General features: G+C 57.8%; 20 protein-coding genes. 3 read left to right on the forward strand and 17 right to left on the reverse strand.

The window, feature by feature from the left end:
- From OSC50_RS16380 to mtnA, 17 genes are all read right to left on the reverse strand, one after another.
- On the reverse strand, positions 1-1,008 hold the full coding sequence (locus OSC50_RS16380; RefSeq protein WP_266248571.1) for a polysaccharide biosynthesis protein: 1,008 nt from the start codon (positions 1,006-1,008) through the stop codon (positions 1-3).
- 15 nt (positions 1,009-1,023) lie between these two features.
- Positions 1,024-2,385 (reverse strand): lipopolysaccharide biosynthesis protein, encoded by a 1,362-nt coding sequence (locus OSC50_RS16385; protein ID WP_266248569.1) that lies wholly within the window; start codon positions 2,383-2,385, stop codon positions 1,024-1,026.
- The gene (locus OSC50_RS16390; RefSeq protein WP_266248567.1) at positions 2,382-3,530 is read right to left on the reverse strand and encodes a DegT/DnrJ/EryC1/StrS family aminotransferase; all 1,149 of its coding nucleotides are present in this window, start codon (positions 3,528-3,530) and stop codon (positions 2,382-2,384) included. The genes OSC50_RS16385 and OSC50_RS16390 overlap by 4 nt, the downstream gene beginning before the upstream one ends.
- A 14-nt stretch (positions 3,531-3,544) precedes the next feature.
- Positions 3,545-4,648 carry a DegT/DnrJ/EryC1/StrS family aminotransferase gene (locus OSC50_RS16395; RefSeq protein ID WP_267165221.1) on the reverse strand — a complete coding sequence of 368 codons (1,104 nt, stop codon included), beginning with the start codon at positions 4,646-4,648 and terminating at the stop codon, positions 3,545-3,547.
- 3 nt (positions 4,649-4,651) lie between these two features.
- Complete coding sequence (locus OSC50_RS16400) at positions 4,652-5,467, reverse strand: GNAT family N-acetyltransferase (RefSeq protein WP_266248564.1); 816 nt, start codon at positions 5,465-5,467, stop codon at positions 4,652-4,654.
- Between the two features lie 304 nt (positions 5,468-5,771).
- Entirely contained in the window at positions 5,772-7,103 is a 1,332-nt protein-coding gene (locus tag OSC50_RS16405; protein ID WP_266248562.1) for a Wzz/FepE/Etk N-terminal domain-containing protein, read from the reverse strand.
- A 445-nt stretch (positions 7,104-7,548) separates the two neighbouring features.
- Positions 7,549-7,782 carry a lipopolysaccharide assembly protein LapA domain-containing protein gene (locus OSC50_RS16410; RefSeq protein ID WP_266248560.1) on the reverse strand — a complete coding sequence of 78 codons (234 nt, stop codon included), beginning with the start codon at positions 7,780-7,782 and terminating at the stop codon, positions 7,549-7,551.
- Between the two features lie 24 nt (positions 7,783-7,806).
- Positions 7,807-8,103: an integration host factor subunit beta gene (gene ihfB, locus OSC50_RS16415; RefSeq protein ID WP_003189779.1), complete on the reverse strand. Its 297-nt coding sequence runs from the start codon at positions 8,101-8,103 to the stop codon at positions 7,807-7,809.
- Positions 8,104-8,233: 130 nt separating this feature from the next.
- Positions 8,234-8,518 (reverse strand): hypothetical protein, encoded by a 285-nt coding sequence (locus tag OSC50_RS16420; protein WP_266248558.1) that lies wholly within the window; start codon positions 8,516-8,518, stop codon positions 8,234-8,236.
- Between the two features lie 162 nt (positions 8,519-8,680).
- Positions 8,681-10,366 (reverse strand): 30S ribosomal protein S1, encoded by a 1,686-nt coding sequence (gene rpsA / locus OSC50_RS16425; RefSeq protein WP_124361860.1) that lies wholly within the window; start codon positions 10,364-10,366, stop codon positions 8,681-8,683.
- A 119-nt stretch (positions 10,367-10,485) separates the two neighbouring features.
- Complete coding sequence (cmk, locus tag OSC50_RS16430) at positions 10,486-11,175, reverse strand: (d)CMP kinase (RefSeq protein ID WP_181078237.1); 690 nt, start codon at positions 11,173-11,175, stop codon at positions 10,486-10,488.
- Positions 11,172-13,382, reverse strand: a complete 2,211-nt coding sequence (locus OSC50_RS16435; protein ID WP_266249701.1) for a bifunctional prephenate dehydrogenase/3-phosphoshikimate 1-carboxyvinyltransferase — start codon at positions 13,380-13,382, stop codon at positions 11,172-11,174. The genes cmk and OSC50_RS16435 overlap by 4 nt, the downstream gene beginning before the upstream one ends.
- Positions 13,383-13,410: 28 nt before the next feature.
- Positions 13,411-14,523, reverse strand: a complete 1,113-nt coding sequence (gene hisC, locus OSC50_RS16440) for a histidinol-phosphate transaminase (protein WP_266248554.1) — start codon at positions 14,521-14,523, stop codon at positions 13,411-13,413.
- A gap of 9 nt (positions 14,524-14,532) precedes the next feature.
- Complete coding sequence (gene pheA, locus OSC50_RS16445) at positions 14,533-15,627, reverse strand: prephenate dehydratase (RefSeq protein WP_266248553.1); 1,095 nt, start codon at positions 15,625-15,627, stop codon at positions 14,533-14,535.
- Positions 15,627-16,712, reverse strand: a complete 1,086-nt coding sequence (gene serC, locus OSC50_RS16450; protein WP_181078233.1) for a 3-phosphoserine/phosphohydroxythreonine transaminase — start codon at positions 16,710-16,712, stop codon at positions 15,627-15,629. Before serC ends, pheA begins: the two co-directional genes overlap by 1 nt.
- A 243-nt stretch (positions 16,713-16,955) precedes the next feature.
- Positions 16,956-19,610 carry a DNA gyrase subunit A gene (gene gyrA / locus OSC50_RS16455; protein WP_181078231.1) on the reverse strand — a complete coding sequence of 885 codons (2,655 nt, stop codon included), beginning with the start codon at positions 19,608-19,610 and terminating at the stop codon, positions 16,956-16,958.
- A 423-nt stretch (positions 19,611-20,033) separates the two neighbouring features.
- The gene (gene mtnA, locus OSC50_RS16460; protein WP_266248551.1) at positions 20,034-21,104 is read right to left on the reverse strand and encodes an S-methyl-5-thioribose-1-phosphate isomerase; all 1,071 of its coding nucleotides are present in this window, start codon (positions 21,102-21,104) and stop codon (positions 20,034-20,036) included.
- 109 nt (positions 21,105-21,213) lie between these two features.
- Between mtnA and OSC50_RS16465 the strand changes: the two genes are divergently transcribed.
- From OSC50_RS16465 to mupP, 3 genes are all read left to right on the forward strand, one after another.
- Positions 21,214-22,545, forward strand: coding sequence for a TRZ/ATZ family hydrolase (locus tag OSC50_RS16465; RefSeq protein WP_266248549.1), 1,332 nt, complete (start codon positions 21,214-21,216; stop codon positions 22,543-22,545).
- 64 nt (positions 22,546-22,609) lie between these two features.
- A complete protein-coding gene (gene ubiG / locus OSC50_RS16470; protein ID WP_181078225.1) occupies positions 22,610-23,308 on the forward strand; it encodes a bifunctional 2-polyprenyl-6-hydroxyphenol methylase/3-demethylubiquinol 3-O-methyltransferase UbiG in 699 nt (232 codons plus the stop codon).
- A 4-nt stretch (positions 23,309-23,312) separates the two neighbouring features.
- Positions 23,313-23,984 carry an N-acetylmuramic acid 6-phosphate phosphatase MupP gene (mupP, locus tag OSC50_RS16475; RefSeq protein ID WP_181078223.1) on the forward strand — a complete coding sequence of 224 codons (672 nt, stop codon included), beginning with the start codon at positions 23,313-23,315 and terminating at the stop codon, positions 23,982-23,984.
- The last annotated feature ends 19 nt before the right edge of the window (positions 23,985-24,003 follow it).

Raw genomic sequence — 24,003 nt, forward strand, 5'->3', positions numbered from 1 at the left:
TCAACCAATATTCTGTTGAATATAGGTTAGCGTCAGCAGCAACTGCTTGATCTGCTCTACGCTCAATAGTTCTGTATTGTGAGAAGTGTAATCGTCAATCGCATTTGCTTCAGGCTGCCCTTCGATAATGAACTTATCGTAGTTCAGATCGCGGTTATCCGCAGGAATACGGTAGTATCTGCCCATGTCCTTGGCCTTGGCCATTTCTTCGCGAGACACTAACGACTCGTACAGTTTTTCGCCATGGCGTGTACCAATGATATTGACCACAGCTTCACTGGCAAACAGCTCTTTCAATGCAACGGTCAGGTCACCGATGGTGCTGGCCGGCGCTTTCTGTACGAAGATATCGCCTTGTTCGCCATGTTCAAAAGCATGCAGTACCAAATCGACCGAATCTTCCAGGCTCATCAAAAAGCGTGTCATGTTCGGGTCAGTAACTGTCAGTGGAACGCCGGCTTTGATTTTATCGACGAACAGAGGAATTACCGAGCCGCGCGAAGCCATCACGTTGCCGTAACGGGTTGCGCAAAAGACAGGGCCGCCTTCGCGAACGGTGCGCGACTTGGCGATCAGAATCTTCTCACCCATGGCCTTCGAAATACCCATGGCGTTGATCGGATACACGGCTTTATCGGTGCTCAGGAGTACAACACGTTTTACATTGTTATCAATCGCGGCATTCAGGACGTTTTCGGTACCTGTGACGTTTGTCAGAACCGCTTCCATTGGGTAAAACTCGCAGGACGGTACTTGCTTCAAGGCAGCTGCGTGAAAAACAAAATCAACGCCGGCCATAGCGCGATTGATGCTTTCATAATTTCGGACATCACCAATATGAAACTTGACTTTAGGATTGTTCAACGCAATCCGCATGTCTTCCTGTTTTTTTTCATCACGGCTGAAGACGATGATTTCTTTAACATCGGTGTTCAAAAACCGGTTCAGCACGGTGTTACCAAACGAGCCGGTACCGCCCGTGATCATCAAAACTTTATTGTCAAACATCGTTGAATCCACCTATTAAATAAATATATATAGCGCAACGCCAAACACCGAGACAGATGTGAAAATCAACACCGACATCAGTAGCGCCGCGTTTTTTGCGTAGGCACCGACCTCAGGAAGTCTTGACGCCCTGATCCACGAAACCACAGTCGAAGCGATGTGGTAGGCCGAGTAGGCGTAGCAGACGGCTTCGATATTTTTCTCAGCGGCAGCAACGGTAGCCAACACCAGAGTCACTGCTGTCAGGCATGCAGACATTGAGGCTTGAAAACGATAGTCCTTGGAAAAAATCAACAAACTATAAGGGATAAACCCAAACGCGCCAATGGCAAGACCGGGCAGCAATATCGCGATATAGCTTGCAATCAAGCGGTTACTTTCACTTGGCCCAACCCATAGCTGGATAATGGGAGCGCGGAACCACCACAGAATGAAGGTGGGCAAAGCCGTGACGAAAAAAACGGACAGGACAAATCGCTTCACTGTCTTGTGTGCTTGACCCAGCCTCCCCTGCGCCGCCTCGCGCAACAGTATCGGCTGAAAATACTGACTGACTGGGCCTGCCAAAATAGAAATCGGCGTCATACACAACAAGCTGGCCAAATAGTAGGGCGTTACACTGCTGGCAGAGGCGAATATGGAGATTATAGGCTTGTCCAGCTGAGTTACCGCGGCGCCCGCGGCGGAAAATAAAACCAGCGCGCCACCGGTCCTGGTCAGTGCTATAGCGTCCTTAAGTGTCGGCCGTTTTTCTTCAACACCCGCCGTAACGTGAGCGGAGACTCGCCTCATTACAGCAAACCGTGAACACCACCAGTGCACGGCTGTGATAAGCAACTGAGTGATAATAAACACTTCAAGCGTAGCGGCTATATACATCAGCGCGGCGGCTGTTACACCCGCGCGAACGGCGACGCCTACGATCTGTATACCACTGCCCAGTGTGTATTTTCGCCACGCTATCAAAGTGCAGTAATAGAGGTTTTGCATAACGAGCAGCCAAAACAACACCACCGCACCGATCACCACCAGCCAGGAGGCCGAATCGCCAAAAAAGGCGAGTTTAAGTGCCACTGCGACGCCTAATAGAATGGCGTAAAAACCCGAAAGACTTAGCTCGGCCGTCTGTAGCAAAGTGCGCAGAGAGCGACTGTCGTCGGAGGCAACGGAAACCTCCCTCCCGGTCAGGGTCGACATGCCCAAGTCCATCATCACCAAAAGTGCTTGAAGCGACAGAATGACTGCCACGACGCCAAACTGCGCGCTGCCCAATAACCGGCTATACCAGGGTAAAAAAAGGAAGGCCACCAGCAAGCTGGAAGACCTGCCCGCGTAAAGCATTAACATTCGCCCAATCGCAGGCACGCGCAACTTCATGCGCCGCTGTCGACTTTACTGGTGACTTTAACGCAGACGGCTTCTTTCAACGCGCTTGCGACATGCATGACATCAACATCGTTAAGCCACCAACCGCATGGCACGCCGATCACACTGCCCTGCAAATAATCTGTATTAGGCAACGCACTAGCATCCGCTTTGAAGCCACTGTAGGTGTCATTGCGCTGGTGCACGATGGAAGCCATTACCCCCTTGCTTTTTAACTCACTGAGTACGTGCTCTCGGTTATCGACAAATACCAAGAACACCCAGTACGCAGGTTTACTAAACTGCGGCACCGGAACGGGTGTTAGACCTTCTACGTCCTCCAGCAACGCGCGCAAGGTTCGCACATTCCTGGTCGTGCGCTCATGCCTGGCATGCAGCGTCGGAATTTGCGCGCAGCCCAGCGCTGAACACAAGTTATTCATAGTCATCCCCCAACCAATCTCGGGTATATCCGATGCGGGGCTGATTTCACCGCTTTTGCTTCTGAAGGTCGTGAAGTCAATACCAAATCGCCTTAACTGACGCGCTTTGATAGCCATTGATTCACTACGGCAGGCCAAAGCACCGCCCTCCGTGGTGTTGATTTGTCGATTCGGGTAAAACGAGTAAATCGCAAAATCCCCATATGAACCGACTGGCACAGCTTCTTGCTCGGCAAGCAGGGCGTTGTCGCAGTCTTCAATCAACGCGATATTGTGCTTCTTGCATAATTCGCTGATCTCTTTCGCAGGCCCAGGATAACCGGCAACGTGATACAAGATCACCGCTTTAGTTTTTTTACTGATTTTCGATTTAAGGTCTGCAAGGTCCATCGACACTGTGCCAGGGCTCACATCAACCCAAACGGGCAGCGCCTTGTGTTGTGCAATGGCCGAGTTGGTTGAAAGGCATGCAAAGGGAGTGGTCAACACCTCATCGCCTTCCTGGACGCCCGCCAGATGCAAAGCAAGGAATAACGCACTGGTCATATCGACCGTCGATACAACATGCGGCAGCCCGATGATTTGTTTCAGGCCTTCCTCAAACTTTGTTACCCACTCTCCTCCAGCGATCCTGCCGGAGCGCAATATGTCCAGCGCTACAGCCTCCATCTCAGGCAGACTGACGACGCCATATAGGGGGATAACTTCAGACATCAACTAGGCTCCGCTCAACCACGTTTGAGTACATGGACGATCCGCTCGCGGTCGTCATCGGACACCCACCACCCACATGGAATATGCACCAGGCGCTTGTAAAACTCGTCCAAGCCTGGCATTGCGCCGGCAAACGGTTTAAATACGGAGTGAAAGTGGTTGGGCCTATGAAGTTTTGACGCCATCACGCCATTCGCGGCTAATAATTTCTCAACGTCGTCCGAGTCATCTGCCAATAGCGTGTACAGCCAGTAGGCCGGTGTGGCCTGTGCTTCTACGGTCGCCGGCGCAATACCGGTTATCCCGGTTAACGCTTGATCAAAATAACGCCCGTTATCGTGGTGTTTTTTCAACAATGGCGATATGCCCTCCAGCTGCTTTAATCCAATCACAGCAGCGACGTTGTGCATATTGTATTTGTAACCTGCGGTCGTAATATCGACTTCGGTACGAGGCACGCCTTTCGCCAAACCAAACCAGCGCAGCTTCCGCGCCTCCGCCATCTGGGCCGGGTCTTTCATTACCAGCATCCCACCATCGACGGTGGTCATGTGTTTAATTGCTTGGAATGAATAAATCGCGTAGTCGGCCATCGAGCCGACAGGCTCGCCGCCATACTCAGCACCCAATGCATGGGCGCAATCTTCAATCAGAGAGATATTGTGCCAGTCCGCAATATCTCTGAGTTCTTTGAGGCGTGCAGGGTAACCGGCGTAATGTACGACACAGATGGCCTTGGTCTTTTCGGTTACTGCAGCTTTTACAGCGTCAGGGCAAAGATTACCTGTTTTGCGCTCAACATCGGCAAATACCGGCGTCGCGCCCATTTGCAAAATAGTCGTATTGGTCGGCTCGGCCGTCATGGAAGTCGTGATGACTTCATCACCGGCGCCCACGCCTGCCAACAGCATCGACAGGTGAAGGGCTGCAGTGCCGCTGCTGGTTGCCAACACATTTTGCAGTTTGAAGGTTTCAGCAAATACTTGTTCAAAACGATAGACATGCTCCCCTTCAGAAATCATGCCACTGTAGAGTACCGACTCCAACGCAGGGAGCAGAATATCGCGTGGAGGCATTGCGACTTTCACGAGAGGTAGCGGTGGAGTTGTGTTGGACATTTTTCAGACCCGATCAAGAAATTTGATGTTCGGAAGCTCAACCGCCGTGCGGCCGCTTAAATATTTAACCATTCTAACGGCAGCAGACTGCAAATTAAGCGCCACTCCGCTTTTTTCCAATTCAGCTAGCAAGGGGTCATCTTGAGCACTATTAAGAGACCACCTTGCGGGCATGGAAGCCATCATCAGGTCGACGACATCTCTACTGTCCCCTTCCCACTCTGCGACGGTGAGTCCGCTGTTTGAAGCCAATACAATAATTCGGGCGTTTTCATTTGAAATCACTTGACCGCGAATCGCGAAAGGCGGCAGCCCGCGCGTCAAAAGACGGGTTGAATCAGGCCAATCGTTTGTCGCGTAATCCACCTTGACACTATGTTCGATAACGCATTCAACAGAACCAAAGCGATCTTCCTGATCGATGACAAACCCTTGACTGACGTAAACCTCGGGTTTTTGCGTCCAGAGCACCAATGCGCCCAAATTTTCGCGCTCGGCAAACTCGATAGCGCGGGACATTAAACGTGAAGCCAGACCTTTTCCGCGCCACTGTTCAGCGACACACACAAGCCCTATCAGACCGATGGAATTGCCTGAACCTATATCCAGATACCTTACGACCAGAGCGGCGAGCGTTTCGTTCTGTTCTTCAGGGTTTATGAATTCAATGCAAGACACATTTTCATCATCCGCCAGCCACGGAAAATGGGTAACCAAATCGATACCTCGCCCTCTGGAAGCAAAAAAAACCTCCCAAAATAGCGTACGCGCAGATTCAGGGGCCCCTGAAGAGATAATTGGCTTCAACGTAAAACCCATCCGATACAACTCCATTTCTCAACTCATCACGACGCAAACTGGAAGAATTTTTCCTGCCGCTCTCGGGTTACCGTATCAAAACCCTCAGCTCTGGCAAACCGTCATAAAAACCTCAACGACCCATAAAGCAAACTTGAGCAAGACGCCCGAAAATTGGCATTTATTACCCCTTCACAGTCAGGGCTCCTGCAACAGCATCAGTACCGAAATATGAAGATCTCGCATGGAAGAGATTACCCGATTAGTCATCTGAAAATTCGTTCACGCTACGACGCGCAATCGAGGATGAAATGCTCAAGGCTACCTAAAGCTTGCTTACCAGCGCCGGAGTAGATTTATCCTCCGTGAGAACCTGTTCAGAGCTAAAAAAACTCGGACGGCGACGCAGCAAACTGCGCGCGACGGCAACTGCCCCTCCCAGCGCGAGCCCCGCAAGCAAGCCGATCAGGATGATCAGCATTTTTTTCGGTTTGATCGGTCGCAGCGGCTGTAGAGCCTGCTGATCTACGACGACGAGCTTCAGCTCATCCATATTTGTATTGAAAAGCTTCAACCTTACGACTTCAGCACGCAACGGCTCTACACCCGCAAGAAAAATATCTTCATTTTTACGCTGCCCCAGCACCTCAACCTCACGGTTGGCCTTGAGCAACTGCAGCTCTTTGGCAATTTGAGCGATACGCCCTTCGGTAAAGTCATCTGACTTACGTGCCTGCAACGCCGTGCGTTCAGCTTGAAGCGCTTCAACCCCCATAAAATAGAGCGGGATTTGTTGATTGTTTATTTCTGTTCGCATGATGCTACCGCTTTCACGGCGCGACTCGCCCAACGATGTCGGCGAGGAGGGTTTTTCTATACCTAATGACTTGGCAATGCCTATCGCCTCATTTAATTGAGAGATCCGGTCAGCGCGTTGAATTTTCAGTTGCTCACGGAGTGCTTTCAGTTCGTCCGTCAATTTAGCGCGTCGAAGGCTGTCTACTTCTTGCAAAGAAGCGATCCTAGCTTCCTTGCTATTTAAATAATTAGCCCGTGCGGCGTCTAGCTTAACAGATAGCTCATTGAGACTATTTTGTATGATGACATTCAAGTCAGCCGCGATTTGCTTTCGCTCAGACGCGATAGCATAGCCGACAAAATTGTTAAGTATTGTAACGCCATCAACGCCTTGGGGATAATTCATCTCCAGCCTGATGAAAGTGCTTATGGAGTCAGACGTCTTGGCATCGGGCAAAATGAGCTTGATCGAGTTTTGATTGAACGCCTCGAAACTCTGCTCAAGGCTGCGCCCTGGACGAACAAAGCTCTTGAAGAGCTGTTGATTCTCACGAAAAAACCCCAACCTCGTCTCGTACGACTCCAGCGCAGCGCCCACTTTCAAAAGCGCCTCACGGGAAGACAGCCTATAAAGCTCAGACCGATTCAGTGCATCCAACTCGTTAATAGCGGCGGGGCGCAAGACACTACTGACCTGATACTCAGGGGTAGCCGAAAAGGCGTAAATGGCCGCCACCAGCACAGCGCCTGCGGCAAATAGCGCGATGAGTTTTTTCTGGTGCATAACGGATTGAAAGAGCGCGACGAGGTCGATGTCGTCGGACGAGGGCACCGAGGGCGCACGGAAATTACTACTCACAACAAAAACCTGCCTTCAAGGAGAAACTGCGGGCTCGTTATGCAGACGATTTGCTGTGTTTATTTATAATTATGTTAATACCGCTCAAAACCCGGCGTCGCTGCTAGGTCAGGAACACACAAAAATGCCTGTTATCGAGAATGCCCGCATTTTGCCATCTATCGCTTACATTACAAGCCTTGACAAGTATGCAGGACATTTCCTCACGCGCGTAGGGAGCTTTCCGATGCGCGCAAATATGAGATGCCGTGAGGTTTTTGAGAGAGGCTATCGATCAAATTGATAACCGATGCAGTAGGTTTTCCGACGAACGGATGAGCCCGTTGGGAGCGCTGAAGGCCAAGCGATCAGCGACACCACGGCTAAGCGAAATTGCGGTGAGCAACCCTGCGCAATGAAGAGCCCCTTCGATCAAGGCCAAACCAAAATGGCCAGATACTAAACTTTATGCCTTATTCGCCGACTGTTTTTTAACCCGCTGAGCAAAAAAAAGCGCAGGCCCCACTAACAGACCTATGATCAAAGCCACTACTATAAACAACGAGACAGGCAGGGATGGCGTAGCCCACCCGACAAACGACAACGCCGTTTTTTGTTGGTTTTCCAGTGCGAACGCCAAAACCCCAAACGCAATAACCAGCACAATGAACACTGCAAAAACGCGCTTAACCCCACGCATAACCTTCTCCTACCCCAAAAACACTCAGACGCCCTCTTCCTCTTCTTCGTTCACCCGGTCGCGCAATTCCTTGCCCGGCTTGAAGTGGGGAACGAACTTTCCGTCGAGGCTGACGGATTGGCCGGTTTTTGGGTTACGGCCTACTCGCGGTGCGCGGTAGTGCAGGGAGAAACTGCCGAAGCCGCGGATTTCGATGCGATCTCCGGTGGCAAGGCATTGGGACATTTGCTCAAGCATGGTCTTGATAGCCAGCTCCACATCCTTGGATGAGAGCAGCCCTTGATGGGTGACAATTCGTTCGATCAACTCCGACTTCGTCATATTTTTCCCTTCTTTTTCAAGCAGCTAGGAAAAGCGCTTCAAAGGTTTTAGCATGACTTGATGAATTTGAACAGCCCGTGCATAAACTAATATACGACTGAATAAACACTGACGAACAAAGCTCCTCAGGCTATTTGCAGATTACGAGCATCTTGCGTGTGACGGCTCCTGCCGGGTTCCATCCGAACAAGTAGTCGCCCTCTTCATCCGTGGCGTCGCTGGAGCGCGTGATGACCTTGTAGCCCTGCATCTTGCACTCGCGTGCAGCGCGCTTCTCGCACTTCCCCCACTTGTTGCCTAAGCCCGAGCAGTCGATCTCTACACCGCTGACGCCGCGCTTCACATAAGTTTTTGCACTGGTGCTTGCGCACCCTGCCAGCATTACCAGGGCGAGCACTACGATAAGCCTGTTCATCCGAATCCTTATTGAAACAACAGCGTTGGTGAAGCCTTTCTGAAGACTATAGTCACTTCCGACACTGAGCTGAACGCGCTGGTTCTAAGTTGTTGATTCAACAAATTTCAGGCACAAAAAAGGGCGACCGAAGTCGCCCTTTTCCTACAGCTTTTACAGAACTTAGTTCTGCTTAGCCATTGCTTCGCGCAGCAGGGAGGCCATGGTGGTCTCGCCAGTTGCAGCTGCCGGAGCTTCTTTCAGGCTCTGGATAGCTTCTTTCTCTTCAACTTCGTCTTTCGACTTGATGGAGAGTTGGATTACGCGGCTCTTGCGGTCAACGCTGATGATCTTGGCTTCTACTTCCTGGCCCTCTTTCAGTACGTTGCGCGCGTCTTCAACGCGGTCACGGCTGATTTCGGAGGCTTTCAGAGTCGCTTCGATATCGTCGGCCAGAGTGATGATGGCGCCTTTAGCGTCAACTTCTTTCACAGTGCCCTTAACGATTGCGCCTTTGTCGTTCTCTTGAACGTACTCGGAGAACGGATCGCTTTCCAGTTGCTTGATACCCAGGGAGATGCGCTCGCGCTCTGGGTCAACCGACAGGATAACGGTGTCCAGCTCGTCGCCCTTCTTGAAACGACGAACAGCTTCTTCGCCCACTTCGTTCCAGGAGATGTCGGACAGGTGAACCAGGCCGTCGATGCCGCCGTCCAGACCAATGAAGATACCGAAATCGGTGATCGACTTGATGGTGCCGGAGATTTTATCGCCCTTGTTGAACTGGCCGGAGAAATCTTCCCATGGGTTGGATTTGCACTGCTTGATGCCCAGGGAGATACGACGACGCTCTTCGTCGATGTCCAGAACCATAACTTCCACTTCGTCGCCGACTTGTACGACTTTCGAAGGGTGGATGTTCTTGTTGGTCCAGTCCATTTCGGAAACGTGTACCAGGCCTTCCACGCCTTCTTCCAGCTCAGCGAAGCAGCCGTAGTCGGTCAGGTTGGTAACACGCGCGGTCACGCGAGTGCCTTCTGGGTAACGTGCTTTGATAGCAACCCATGGATCTTCGCCCAGCTGCTTCAAGCCCAGGGAAACGCGGTTGCGCTCACGATCGTACTTCAGAACCTTGACATCGATCTCGTCGCCAACGTTGACGATTTCGGAAGGATGCTTGATACGCTTCCAAGCCATGTCGGTAATGTGCAGCAGGCCATCGACGCCACCCAGATCGACGAATGCGCCGTAATCGGTGAGGTTTTTGACGATACCTTTGACTTGTTGGCCTTCCTGCAGGGATTCCAGCAGAGCTTCACGCTCGGCGGAGTTCTCTGCTTCCAGGACGCTGCGACGGGAAACGACAACGTTGTTGCGCTTCTGGTCGAGCTTGATGACCTTGAATTCGAGTTCTTTGCCTTCCAGGTGCGTGGTGTCGCGCACTGGACGAACGTCGACCAAAGAACCTGGCAGGAACGCACGGATGCCGTTAACGTCGACAGTGAAGCCGCCTTTAACCTTACCGTTGATAACGCCCTTGACCACTTCTTCAGCTGCGAAGGCTGCTTCGAGAACAATCCAGCATTCAGCGCGCTTGGCTTTTTCACGGGACAGCTTGGTTTCACCGAAACCGTCTTCAACCGAGTCCAGAGCAACGTGAACTTCGTCACCGACATTGATTGTCAGATCACCAGCATCGTTGTAGAACTGTTCCAGCGGGATCAGAGCTTCAGACTTCAGACCAGCGTGAACGGTTACCCAGCGAGCTTGGTAATCGATATCAACGATAACACCGGTGATGATGGAGCCTGCCTGAAGGTTCAGGGTTTTTAGGCTTTCTTCAAAGAGTTCCGCAAAGCTTTCGCTCATTTTAATTCCTGTTGATAAGGGCGAAGAATACGCCCATCTCCACACCCCAGACGGTGTGGGTCAGTTTCAATTAAAAGAAGCACCACAGGACTATGACTGGTCCCCTGCAGCCTTCTTGGTCACCCGGCGATGTCGCGAATGGCGATCTCGCTCATGATGCGTTCCAGCACCTGATCGATGGACAACTCCGTGGAATCCAGCTGGATGGCATCAGCCGCCGGTTTGAGCGGGGCTACTGCGCGCTGGGTATCACGCTCATCGCGTGCACGGATCTCATCTAGCAGACTCGACAGACTAACACCATCGACTTTTCCCTTCAACTGCAAGTAGCGGCGGCGCGCCCGTTCCTCGGCGCTGGCCGTCAGGAAAATCTTCAGCGGCGCGTCGGGAAACACCACGGTGCCCATGTCGCGGCCGTCGGCCACCAGCCCCGGCGCTTCCTGGAAAGCCCGCTGACGCTGCAGCAACGCGTCACGCACCGCCGGCAGCGCGGCAACCTGGGAGGCCAAGGAGCCTACCTGTTCGTTACGCAGGTCGTCCGTCACATCATCGCCTTCGAGGATGATGCGCTGGGGATGGCCTTCCGTCGCCCCGACGAACTGCACATCAAGGTGCGCCGCCAGCAGTTTCAGGGATTCCTCGTTGGTCAAATCGACGCCATGATTGCGCGCAGCAAATGCCAGCAGACGATACAGCGCGCCGGAATCCAGCAGGCCCCAGCCGAGGCGCTTGGCCAGGATGCCGGCGATCGTGCCTTTACCCGAACCGCTTGGCCCGTCGATGGTTATCACCGGTGCTTTGATATTCACAATTGAGCCTCTTGGGCAACACGGATGCCGACTTGGGCACACAGTGTAAGAAAATTCGGAAAAGACGTAGCAACATTGGCGCAGTCATGGATACGAATCGGCGCCGCCGCCCTTAGAGCAGCCACACTGAAGGCCATCGCGATGCGGTGGTCGCCATGGGCATGAACCTCACCACCGGCCATCGGGCCACCGTCAATGATAAGCCCATCCGGGGTGGCTTCACACTTCACACCCAGCGCCGCCAGACCGTCGGCCATGACCTGGATGCGATCGGACTCCTTCACACGCAGCTCCTGGGCACCGCGCAACACAGTGCGCCCCGCAGCACACGCAGCTGCGATAAATAACACCGGAAACTCATCGATCGCCAACGGCACCAAAGCCTCGGGAATCTCGATACCTTTCAACGCCGCAGCGCGTACCCGCAGATCGGCAACCGGCTCCGCGCCTACTTCGCGCAGGTTTTCCACGCGGATATCCGCGCCCATCAACCGCAGGATATCGATCACCCCAGTCCGCGTCGGATTGATACCAACGTGCTCCAGCACCAACTCCGAACCCTCGGCAATCGAAGCAGCCACCAGAAAGAACGCCGCCGAAGAGATATCCCCCGGCACTTCAATCGAGGTCGCCGCCAACGCATGGCCGGACTCGACCGACGCCGTCGCGCCCTCCACCGTCACCGGATAACCAAAACCACGCAGCATGCGTTCGGTATGATCGCGGGTCGGCGCGGGCTCAGTCACCGCAGTCCTGCCGTCGGCATACAGACCGGCCAGCAGCAGGCTGGATTTAACCTGGGCACTGGCCATCGGCAGCGTGTAGGTCAAGCCCTTCAATGGCTGGCCGCCACGGATGGTCAACGGTGGGCGACCTTGCGGGCCGGTCTCGATCAGCGCGCCCATCGCCCGCAGCGGCTCGGCCACGCGGTTCATCGGGCGCTTGGACAGCGACGCATCGCCGGTCAACACGCTGTCGAAGCGTTGCGCGGCCAGCAACCCACAGAGCAGCCGCGTGGACGTACCGGAGTTACCCAGATAAATCGGCCCGGGTGCAGGCTTCAAGCCATGCAGGCCCACACCATGGATGGTCACGCGACCATGGTGCGGCCCCTCGATCACCACCCCCATGTCGCGAAACGCCTGCAAGGTCGCCAGGGCATCTTCGCCCTCCAGGAAACCTTCGATCTCGGTTACGCCCTCAGCCAACGAGCCCAGCATGATCGACCGATGGGAGATCGACTTGTCGCCCGGCACCCGGATGCGACCGTTCAAGCGGCCACCCGGGTTGGCGAGAAACGTCAGCGCTTGGGCGTCCACAGCGGTTTCCATATAGGCCCGGCGAGCCAGGATCTTGCTGAAATGTTCACGCGCCACCCGCGCACGAGTGAACACCCCCAATAATTGATGGCCGTCCCCGGCATCCACCGCGTCGCGTAAGGCGTCGAGGTCGCTGCGGAAGGTGTCGAGCGTGCGCAACACCGCCTCGCGATTAGCCAGGAAGATGTCGTGCCACATCACCGGGTCGCTGCCGGCAATGCGCGTGAAATCGCGGAAACCACCGGCGGCATAACGAAAAATCTCAAGGTTCTCGTTGCGCTTGGCCAGCGAATCCACCAGACCAAACGCGAGCAGGTGCGGCAGATGACTGGTCGCCGCCAGCACTTCGTCGTGGCGTTCGACCTGCATATGCTCGACATCCGCCCCCAGCTCGCGCCACAAACGATCCACCATTGCCAGAGCCGCCGGATCGGTTTGCTCAAGCGGCGTGAGGATGACTTTGTGGCGGCGGAACAACTGCGCATTCGACGCCTCGACCCCGCTCTGCTCGGAGCCGGCAATCGGATGCCCAGGCACAAAGCGCGCCGGCATGCCGCCAAAGGCCAGTTGCGCCGCGCGCACCACGTTGCCCTTGGCACTGCCGACATCGGTAAGAATCGCTTGCCCAAGGTCCATCCGCGCCAGCACCGCGAGTAACTTCTCCATGGCCAGGATCGGTACGGCCAGCTGAATCACATCGGCCCCCTGGCACGCCAGCGCCAGGTCGGCTTCGCAGCGATCCACTACGCCCAGCTCAACCGCCAACTGGCGCGATTGCGGGTCCAGATCGACGCCTACCACCTCGCCGCATAGCCCGCTTTCACGCAGGCCCTTGGCGAATGAACCACCGATCAACCCCAGGCCGACCACCACCAGGCGACCGATCATAGGCACAACAGGTTGCAATGCAGTGACATCAACCACGAGCCAGAACCTTGGCCAGCGCCTCCAGGAAGCGGCTGTTTTCAGCCGGCAGACCGATGGTGACTCGCAGGTGGTTCGGCATGCCGTAATTGGCCACCGGGCGCACGATCACGCCTTCGCGCAGCAACCCCTGGAATACCGGCGCGGCTACCTGGCCGAGGTCGACGCAAATGAAATTACCCTTGGACGGGATCCAACCCAGGCCCAACTCACGGAAGCCGTCCTGCAACTGCTGCATACCACGCTCGTTGAGGCGACGGCTTTCCTCCAGGTAGTCGACATCCTTGACCGCCGCACAGGCCGCGGCCAGGGCCAGGCTGTTGACGTTGAACGGTTGGCGCACCCGGTTAAGCACATCGGCGACCACCGCGCTCGACAAGCCATAGCCCACCCGCAGCGACGCCAGGCCATAGGCCTTGGAAAACGTACGCGACACCAGCAGGTTCGGATACGCGGCGAGGAAATCCAGGCCATCCGGCAGGTCGCTGCCTTCGGCGTACTCGATGTAGGCCTCGTCCAGCACCACCAGCACATGCTCGGGCACGTCCTGCAGGAAGTCATTCAAGGCCTCGGCACCGAACCAGGTGCCGGTCGGGTTGTTCGGATTCGCGATGAAGACCACGCGGGTCTGCGCATCGATAGCCGCCAGCATGGCCGGCAGGTCATGCCCCCAGTCCTTGGCTGGAATGACGCGCGCATCGGCGCCGACAGCCTGGGTCACGATCGGGTAGACCGCAAATGCGTGCTCGCTGAACACTGCGTTCAAGCCGGGCGCCAGGTAAGCGCGGCCGACCAACTCCAGAATGTCATTGGAGCCATTGCCCAGGGTCACCTGGTTCAGTTCCACCCGGCATTGTTCCGCCAACAGGGACTTGAGCGCGAAGCCGTTGCCATCCGGATAGCGGGTCAGCTCGGCCAGTTCTTCACGAATCGCCGCCAGTACCTTCGGGCTCGGGCCCAGGGGGTTCTCGTTACTGGCCAGCTTGACGATGCTCGCCGGGTCCAGATTCAACTCACGCGCCAGCTCGTCCACCGGTTTGCCCGGAACGTAAGGCGACAGTTGTTGCACGCCCGGCTGCGCCAGGGCGAGGAAGTTGCCACTCATGTTAACGCCTCACAAAACCGCTTTCGGGTAAGAGCCCAGCACCTTGAGTGCCACGGCTTCCTGACTGATTTTCTCGAGCACGCCCTTGACCAGCGGGTCGCGGTGATGGCCGACGAAATCGATAAAGAACACGTAGGTCCATTTACCGCTGCGCGAAGGTCGAGTCTCGATACGCGTCAGGTCGATCCCATTGTCATGGAACGGCACCAGCAGCTCATGCAGCGCGCCAGGCTTGTTGCTCATGGAAACGATGATCGAGGTCTTGTCGTCGCCGGTCGGCGGCACTTCCTGGTTACCGATCATCAAAAAGCGCGTGGAGTTGTCCGGGCGGTCCTCGATTTTTTCGGCCAGGCGCGTCAGGCCATACAGGCCCGCCGCCATGTCACCGGCGATCGCCGCCGAGTTCCACTCGCCCTTGACCCGCTTGGCCGCCTCGGCGTTGCTGGACACCGCCACCCGCTCGACATTCGGGTAGTGGGCGTCCAGCCACTTGCGGCACTGAGCCAGGGACTGGGCGTGGGAATAGATGCGGCTGATGCTGTCGGTCTTGGTGTTCTCACCCACCAACAGGTGATGGTGGATACGCAGCTCGACTTCGCCGCAGATCACCATGTCGTGCTCGAGGAAGCTGTCCAGCGTGTGGTTGACCGCGCCTTCGGTGGAATTTTCCACCGGCACCACGCCGAAATTCACCGCACCGGCCGCCACTTCTCGGAACACTTCGTCGATCGCCGCCATTGGCTTGCTGATCACTGCGTGGCCGAAGTGCTTCATGGCCGCCGCCTGGGTGAAGGTGCCCTCGGGACCGAGGTAGGCCACTTTCAGCGGCTGCTCCAGGGCCAGGCACGACGACATGATTTCACGGAACAACCGCGCCATCTCTTCGTTACCCAGCGGCCCTTTGTTGCGCTCCATCACACGCTTGAGCACCTGGGCTTCGCGCTCCGGCCGGTAGAACACCGGCACTTCGCCTTCCGCCAGGGACGCCAACTTCACCCGCGCCACTTCCTGGGCGCACCGCGCGCGCTCACTGATCAGCTCCAGGACTTTCTCATCCAGGCTGTCAATGCGCACGCGCAGGGCCTTGAGTTCTTGTTCAGACATTAGCCGTGTTCCTTTTCGAACTCTGCCATGTAGGCCACCAGCGCGTTGATCGCGTTGATGTCGACAGCGTTGTAGATGGAGGCGCGCATGCCGCCCACCGAACGGTGACCCTTGAGGTTGAGCAGACCGCGCTCGTCCGCGCCGGCCAGGAACGGCTTGTCCAGGCGATCGTCGGCCAGGCGGAATGGCACGTTCATCCACGAGCGATCGGTTTTGTTGATCGGATTGCTGTAGAGGCCGCTGGCGTCGATGAAGTCGTACAGGGTGCGCTTCTTCACTTCATTAAGCTTGCCCATGGCCGCCACGCCGCCCTGCTCCTTGAGCCACTCGAACACCAGGCCGGAGAGGTACCAGGCGAAGGCCGGCGGGGTGTTGTACATCGAGCCGTTATCGGCCGCGACCTTGTAGTTGAGCATGGTCGGGCAGACCGACCGGGCGCGGCCCAGCAGGTCTTCGCGGATAATGTTGACCAGAATGCCGCTCGGGCCGATGTTCTTCTGGGCCCCGGCGTAGATCATGCCGTAGCGCGACACGTCGATGGGACGCGAGAGAATGTCCGAGGACATGTCGCACACCAGCGGAACGTCACCCACTTGCGGTACCCAGTCGAATTCAAGGCCGCCGATGGTTTCGTTCGCGACGTAGTGCACGTACGCCGCGTCTTTCGACAGCTTCCACTCGTTCTGGCCGGGAATGGCGAAATAATCGTAAGGCTTGGCGGTGCCCGCCACATTGACGTGGCCGTAGCGCGAGGCCTCCTCAATCGCTTTCTGCCCCCAGATGCCGGTGTCGATGTAGTCCGCAGTGCCGTCTTCCGGCAGCAGGTTCAGCGGGATCTGGGCGAATTGCTGGCTGGCACCGCCTTGCAGGAACAGCACTTTGTAGTTGGATGGAATGTCGAGCAAGTCGCGCAGATCCTGCTCGGCCTTGGTGGCGATGGACACGAACTCATCGCTGCGATGGCTCATTTCCATCACGGAGAGGCCTTTTCCATGCCAGTCGAGGAGTTCACCCTGCGCGCGCTGCAGGACTGCTTCAGGAAGCGCCGCGGGACCGGCACAGAAGTTATAGGCTCTCTTGCTCACATCCAATCTCACTCTGATCTGGTGGGGCTGCAATCATGTTCGGTAACAACCTTTCTCTGGAGCGAACCCTTGTGGGAGCTGGCTTGCCTGCGATAAGGGCAACTCGGTAGCGCGGTGATACCGCGGCGCCACCAGCGCAGGCGAGCCAGCTCCCACATTGACCGCGTCCAGCCAAAGGACGTGTTATTTCATAAGGGACAAACAACAAGGGGGCGAATCTTCATCCGCCCCCTGTGTGTCCGCTTATTCCTGCGGTTCTTCTTCGTCTGCGGCAGCGTCGAGGGTTGGCTCGTCGACGGTGTCATCGCCCGTTGCGATCACCTCGCCTTCGAACTCCTCACCTTCCAGCTCTTCGCCTTCGACTTCCGATGGTTCCTGGACGCGTTCCAGGCCCACCAGTTTTTCGTCCTTGGCCAGCTTGATCAAGGTAACGCCCTGGGTATTACGGCCCAGGCTCGACACTTCGGCCACGCGGGTACGGACCAGGGTGCCCTGGTCGGAAATCAGCATGATTTCCTCGCCGTCGAGCACCTGCACCGCGCCGACCAGACGGCCGTTGCGATCGTTGCTGACCATGGCGATCACGCCCTGGCCGCCACGCTTGTACTCCGGGAACTCGCTGATGGCGGTGCGCTTGCCATAACCACGCTCGGAAGCGGTGAGGATCTGGCTGCCTTCTTCCGGGATCAGCATCGAAATCAGCTTCTGCCCTTCCGGCAGACGCATGCCGCGCACACCGCGAGCGGTACGGCCCATGGCGCGAACGTCGGATTCCTTGAAGCGAGTGACCTTGCCGCCGTCGGAGAACAGCATGACTTCACGTTCGCCATCGGTGATGGCGGCCGAGATCAGCACGTCGCCTTCGTCCAGCTCCAGGGCGATCAGGCCCACGCTGCGCTGACGGCTGAAGGATTCCAGCGGGGTCTTCTTCACAGTGCCCTTGGCGGTGGCCATGAAGATGAAGTGACCTTCGGTGTATTCCTCGACCGGCAGCATGGTGGTGATGTACTCATCACTGTCCAGCGGCAGCAGGTTGACCAATGGGCGACCACGGGCGGCACGGGAGGCCTCCGGGATCTCGTAGGTCTTGAGCCAGTACACCTTGCCCTTGCTGGAGAACAGCAGCAGCGTGGTGTGGCTGTTGGCGACCAACAGGTGAGCGATGTAGTCCTCGTCCTTCACGCCGGTAGCCGATTTACCTTTACCGCCACGACGCTGGGCCTGGTAGGCCGCCAACGGTTGGGTCTTGGCATAGCCGCCGTGGGAGATGGTCACCACGCGCTCTTCTTCCGGGATCATGTCACCCAGGGTCAGGTCGAGGCGCGCATCGAGGATCTCGGTGCGGCGCACGTCGCCGTATTCGGCGCGGATCACTTCCAGTTCTTCGCGGATCACTTCCATCAGGCGCACGGCGCTGCTGAGGATGCGGATCAACTCGCCGATCTGGTTGAGGATTTCCTGGTACTCGGCCAGCAGCTTCTCGTGCTCCAGACCGGTGAGGCGATGCAGACGCAGCTCCAGGATCGCCTGGGCCTGTTCCGGCGAGAGGAAGTACTTGCCTTCGCGCAGACCGTATTGCGGGTCCAGGGTTTCCGGACGGCAGGAATCGGCACCGGCACGTTCAACCATCGCGACAACCGCGCTGGATTCCCAGGGCGTGCTGATCAGCGCTTCCTTGGCTTCCGACGGGGTTGGCGAGGCTTTGATCAGGGCGATCACCGGGTCGATGTTCGACAGCGCAACCGCCTGGCCTTCCAGGATGTGGCCGCGCTCGCGGGCCTTGCGCAGTTCAAACACGGTACGGCGGGTGACCACTTCGCGACGGTGACGCACGAAGGCTTCCAGCAGATCCTTGAGGTTCAGGATGCGCGGGCGACCGTCGATCAGGGCCACCACGTTGATACCAAACACGCTTTGCAGCTGGGTCTGGGCGTAGAGGTTGTTGAGGATCACCTCCGGCACTTCGCCGCGACGCAGCTCGATCACGACGCGCATACCGTCCTTGTCGGACTCGTCGCGCAGCTCGGTGATGCCTTCGAGCTTCTTCTCCTTGACCAGCTCGGCGATCTTCTCGATCAGGCGCGCCTTGTTCAACTGGTATGGGAGTTCGGTAATGACGATCTGCTGGCGGCCACCGACCTTGTCGATGTCTTCGATGATCGAGCGGGCGCGCATGTAAATGCGCCCGCGACCGGTGCGGTAGGCTTCGATGATACCGGCGCGGCCGTTGATGATCGCGGCGGTCGGGAAGTCCGGGCCGGGGATGTATTGCATCAGCTCATCGACGGTCAGCTCAGGGTTGTCGATGAGGGCCAGGCAACCGTCGATGACTTCACCGAGGTTGTGCGGCGGGATGTTGGTGGCCATGCCCACGGCGATACCGCTGGAGCCGTTGACCAGCAGGTTGGGGATCTTGGTGGGCATGACGGCCGGGATCATTTCGGTGCCGTCGTAGTTCGGCACCCAGTCCACGGTTTCTTTATGCAGGTCGGCCAGCAGCTCGTGCGCCAGCTTGGTCATGCGCACTTCGGTGTATCGCATGGCCGCTGCGTTGTCGCCGTCGACCGAACCGAAGTTGCCCTGGCCGTCTACCAGCAGGTAGCGCAGGGAAAACGGCTGGGCCATACGTACGATGGTGTCGTACACCGCAGTGTCGCCGTGAGGGTGATACTTACCGATCACGTCACCGACAACACGGGCAGATTTCTTGTACGGCTTGTTCCAGTCGTTACCCAGCTCGCTCATCGCGAACAGCACACGCCGGTGCACGGGCTTCAAGCCATCGCGCGCATCAGGCAGTGCTCGACCGACAATCACGCTCATCGCGTAGTCGAGGTAGGACTGTTTCAGCTCGTCTTCGATATTGACCGGGAGGATTTCTTTGGCCAGTTCGCCCATGAGAAGCCTGATTCCTTTTTCGGGTGAAACTTCGTCACATCCATTCGGGACGAACGAAGCTCGCCGCTGCCGGCAGAGTGCCTGGCAACGACTTACGACAAATCAACGAGTTATGACACGGATCTGCACGTTATAGGACACCCCTCGGGGTGGCCTTGGAAACCGCCGGATGTTATCACAATCGCCGCCACGCACCTATCCCCTTGATGGGCATGGAGCATAGTAAGTTGACGGATGACAGGCTTGAGGGCGACGAGAGGGGCTCAGAGGTGGGGTGGTGGTGTTTTTCGAGGGCGGATCCGAGGGTTTTATTGACTTTCAGGGCCAATCGGGGGCAAGTCCCCTCCCACACTTGAAGTGTGAACACCGTCAAATGTGGGAGAGGGCTTGCCCCCGATGACCATTTCAGTCCCCACACAAACTTCAGTGCAGCCGCTTACGGCACATCAACTTGGCCAATTTCGCGGTGTCCGGCCGCTCGACGATGCCTTTTTCGGTCACGATCACATCGATAAGGTCGGCAGGGGTCACGTCGAACACCGGGTTGTAGGCCCCCACATCCAGGCGCTGCCCCGCCACCTCCAGCAACTCGCCAGCATCGCGCTGCTCCAGCGCAACGTCATCGCCGGTAGCCATCATCAGGTCCAGGGTTGAACTCGGCGCCACCACCATGAAACGCACGCCGTGGTGCATGGCGCAGACCGCCAGTTGATAGGTGCCGATCTTGCCGATCACATCACCGTTGGCGGCGATGCAGTCCGCACCCACGATCACCCAGGTCACCCCTTTGGTCTTGAGGATATGCGCGCCGGCCGAGTCGGCATTCACCAGTACCGGGATGCCTTCGCCGGCCAACTCCCAGGCGCTCAGGCGCGAGCCTTGCAGCCACGGGCGCGTTTCATTGACATAAACCTGCTCGACCATGCCTTCCAGGAAGGCACCGCGGATCACTCCCAACGCCGTACCGACGCCGCCGGTAGCCAGCGCGCCCGCGTTGCCGTGGGTCAGAATGGCCTGGGCATTGCCCTGGTGCCTGCGGATCAGTTCGACGCCCAATTGCGCCATGGTGAGGTTGGCTTCGCGGTCGCTCTCGTGAATCGCGACGGCCTCGGCTTCCAGCGCAACCAGCGGATCGGCGTGCGGCTTGAGACGGTCGAGGCGCTCGCGCATGCACTTGAGGGCCCAGAACAGGTTCGACGCGGTTGGACGGGTATCGGCGAGCAGTGCGTAGTCTTCTTCCCAACCGGCCTGCCAGTCACCGCCCTCGGCGATGCGTGCCCTAGCGGCGAGCACCAGGCCATAGGCGGCGCTGATACCGATGGCTGCCGCGCCACGCACGACCATCGCGCGAATGGCCTGCGCCACTTCATCCACCGTGGCGCAGGCTATCCAACTCTCCCGGGACGGCAAGGCACGTTGGTCGAGCAGGTGCAGCGTGCCGTCGCGCCAATCGATGGCCTTCACTTTCTCCGCTGCCAACAGTCGATCGCGCATCCCTTACTCCGCACTCATGAACAAAAGCCGCCGATTATAGCGATCCGCCAGCCAGGACGCTCGGGTATACTTCGCGCTTCTTTTATAGCTGCCCAGGAAGAAGCCCGCGATGACCGCCACTGCCGCCCCGCTCGACATCTTGCTGCTGCCGACCTGGCTGGTGCCTGTGGAGCCGGCCGGCGTGGTACTCAAGGAACATGCCCTGGGGATTCGCGACGGGCGCATTGCCTTTATCGGCCCGCGGGCGGCGGCACTGAAGCTGCAGGCCACCGAGGTGCGTGAGCTGCCGGGCATGCTGCTCAGCCCCGGCTTGATCAATGCCCACGGGCACGCGGCGATGAGCCTGTTTCGCGGCCTGGCCGACGACCTGCCGCTGATGACCTGGCTGGAAAAACACATCTGGCCCGCCGAGGCCAAGTGGGTCGACGAGGCCTTCGTACGCGACGGCACCGACCTGGCGATCGCCGAACAGCTCAAAGGCGGGATCAGCTGTTTCTCCGACATGTACTTCTACCCCAAGGTCGCCAGCGACTGCGTACACAACAGCGGCATGCGCGCACAGATCGCGATTCCGATCCTCGACTTCCCGATCCCCGGCGCCGGCAGCGCCGATGAAGCGATCCGCCAGGGCATCGAGCTGTTCGGCGACCTCAAGCACCACCCGCGCATCAAGATCACCTTCGGCCCCCATGCGCCCTACACCGTCTGCGACGCCAACCTGGAGAAAATCCGGGTCATCGCCGAAGAACTCGACGCCGCCATCCATATGCATGTCCACGAAACCGCCTTCGAGGTGCAGCAAGCCGTCGAAAAGACCGGCGAGCGACCGTTGGCACGTCTGGGTCGCCTGGGGCTGCTGGGGCCGCGCTTCCAGGCCGTTCACATGACCCAAATCAGCGAGGACGACCTGGTTTTGCTGGTAGAAAGCAACACCAGCGTGATTCATTGCCCCGAGTCGAACCTGAAACTGGCCAGTGGCTTCTGCCCGGTGGAACGTCTGTGGCAGGCTGGCGTCAATGTAGCCCTGGGCACCGACGGCGCCGCCAGCAACAACGACTTGGACTTGCTCGGCGAAACCCGCACCGCTGCAATGCTGGCCAAGGCCGTCGCCGGTTCGGCCACCGCTCTGGATGCGCATCGCGCGCTGCGCATGGCTACGCTCAATGGTGCGCGCGCCATGGGCCTGGAAAACGAGATCGGCTCGCTGGAAGTGGGCAAGGCGGCGGACATCGTCGCCTTCGATCTGTCGGGGCTGGCGCAACAACCGATCTACGATCCGGTCTCACAGCTTATATATGCCACCGGACGTGACAGCGTGAAACACCTTTGGGTCGCCGGCAAGCAGTTGCTCGACGACCGGCAATTGACCCGCATGGATGAGCAACAGTTGACCGCCACGGCCATCGCCTGGGGCCGGCGCATCAGCGGGCAGCACGAATAACGACGGTGTTGAACCCGCGCGTTCAGCACCGGCCAACCGATTTATCAGATTCAGAGGATGCACCATGAGCAACGTCGATCACGCCGAAATCGCCAAATTCGAAGCCTTGGCCCACCGCTGGTGGGACCGCGAAAGCGAGTTCAAACCGCTGCACGACATCAACCCGCTGCGAGTCAACTGGATTGACGAACGCGTCAATCTGGCCGGCAAGAAGGTGCTGGACGTCGGCTGCGGCGGCGGCATCCTCAGCGAAGCCATGGCCCAGCGCGGCGCCACGGTGATGGGCATCGACATGGGCGAAGCGCCACTGGCCGTGGCCCAGCTGCACCAGTTGGAGTCCGGCGTGAGCGTTGAATACCGCCAGATCACCGCCGAAGCCCTGGCCGAGGAAATGCCCGGGCAGTTCGACGTGGTCACGTGCCTGGAGATGCTCGAACACGTGCCGGACCCGTCCTCGGTGATCCGCGCGTGCTTCCGTATGGTCAAGCCGGGCGGCCAGGTGTTTTTCTCCACCATCAACCGCAACCCCAAGGCGTACCTGTTCGCGATCATCGGCGCCGAGTACATCATGAAGCTGTTGCCGCGCGGCACCCACGACTTCAAGAAATTCATCCGCCCTTCCGAGCTGGGGGCCTGGAGCCGCCAGGCCGGGCTGACCGTCAAGGACATCATCGGCCTGACCTACAACCCGCTGACCAAGCACTACAAGCTGGCCAACGACGTCGACGTCAATTACATGATCCAGACCCTGCGCGAGGAGTAAGCCTGTGAAGCTGCGAGCGGTTCTCTTCGATATGGACGGCACCCTGCTGGACACGGCGCCGGACTTTATCGCCATCTGCCAGGCCATGCGCGCCGATCGGGGCCTGGCGCCGATCAACGACCAGCACATTCGCGACGAAATCTCCGGCGGTGCGCGGGCGATGGTCGCGGTGACGTTCTCGATGGACCCGGAGTCGCCGGGTTTCGAGGAGCTGCGCCAGGAATTCCTTGAGCGCTACCTCAAGGGCTGCGCGGTCCATAGCAAGCTGTTCGACGGTATGAGCGAGCTGCTGGCGGACATCGAGAAGGCCAACCTGATCTGGGGCGTGGTCACCAACAAGCCGGTGCGCTTTGCCGAGCCGATCATGCAGCAACTGGGCCTGGCCGAGCGTTCTGCGCTGCTGATCTGCCCGGACCATGTAAAGAACAGCAAACCGGACCCGGAGCCGCTGATCCTGGCGTGCAAGATGCTCGACCTCGACCCTGCCAGCGTGCTGTTCGTGGGCGACGACCTGCGCGATATCGAATCCGGCCGCGACGCCGGCACGCGCACGGCGGCGGTCACCTATGGCTATATCCACCCGGACGACAACCCACATCATTGGGGCGCAGATGTGGTGGTGGATCACCCACTGGAACTGCGCAAGGTGCTGGATAACGCGCTATGCAGTTGCTGATGGCTCACCGATCCAGCTG

It is taken from the genome of Pseudomonas quebecensis (assembly GCF_026410085.1).
In the GTDB taxonomy this organism is placed as follows: Bacteria; Pseudomonadota; Gammaproteobacteria; order Pseudomonadales; family Pseudomonadaceae; genus Aquipseudomonas; species Aquipseudomonas quebecensis.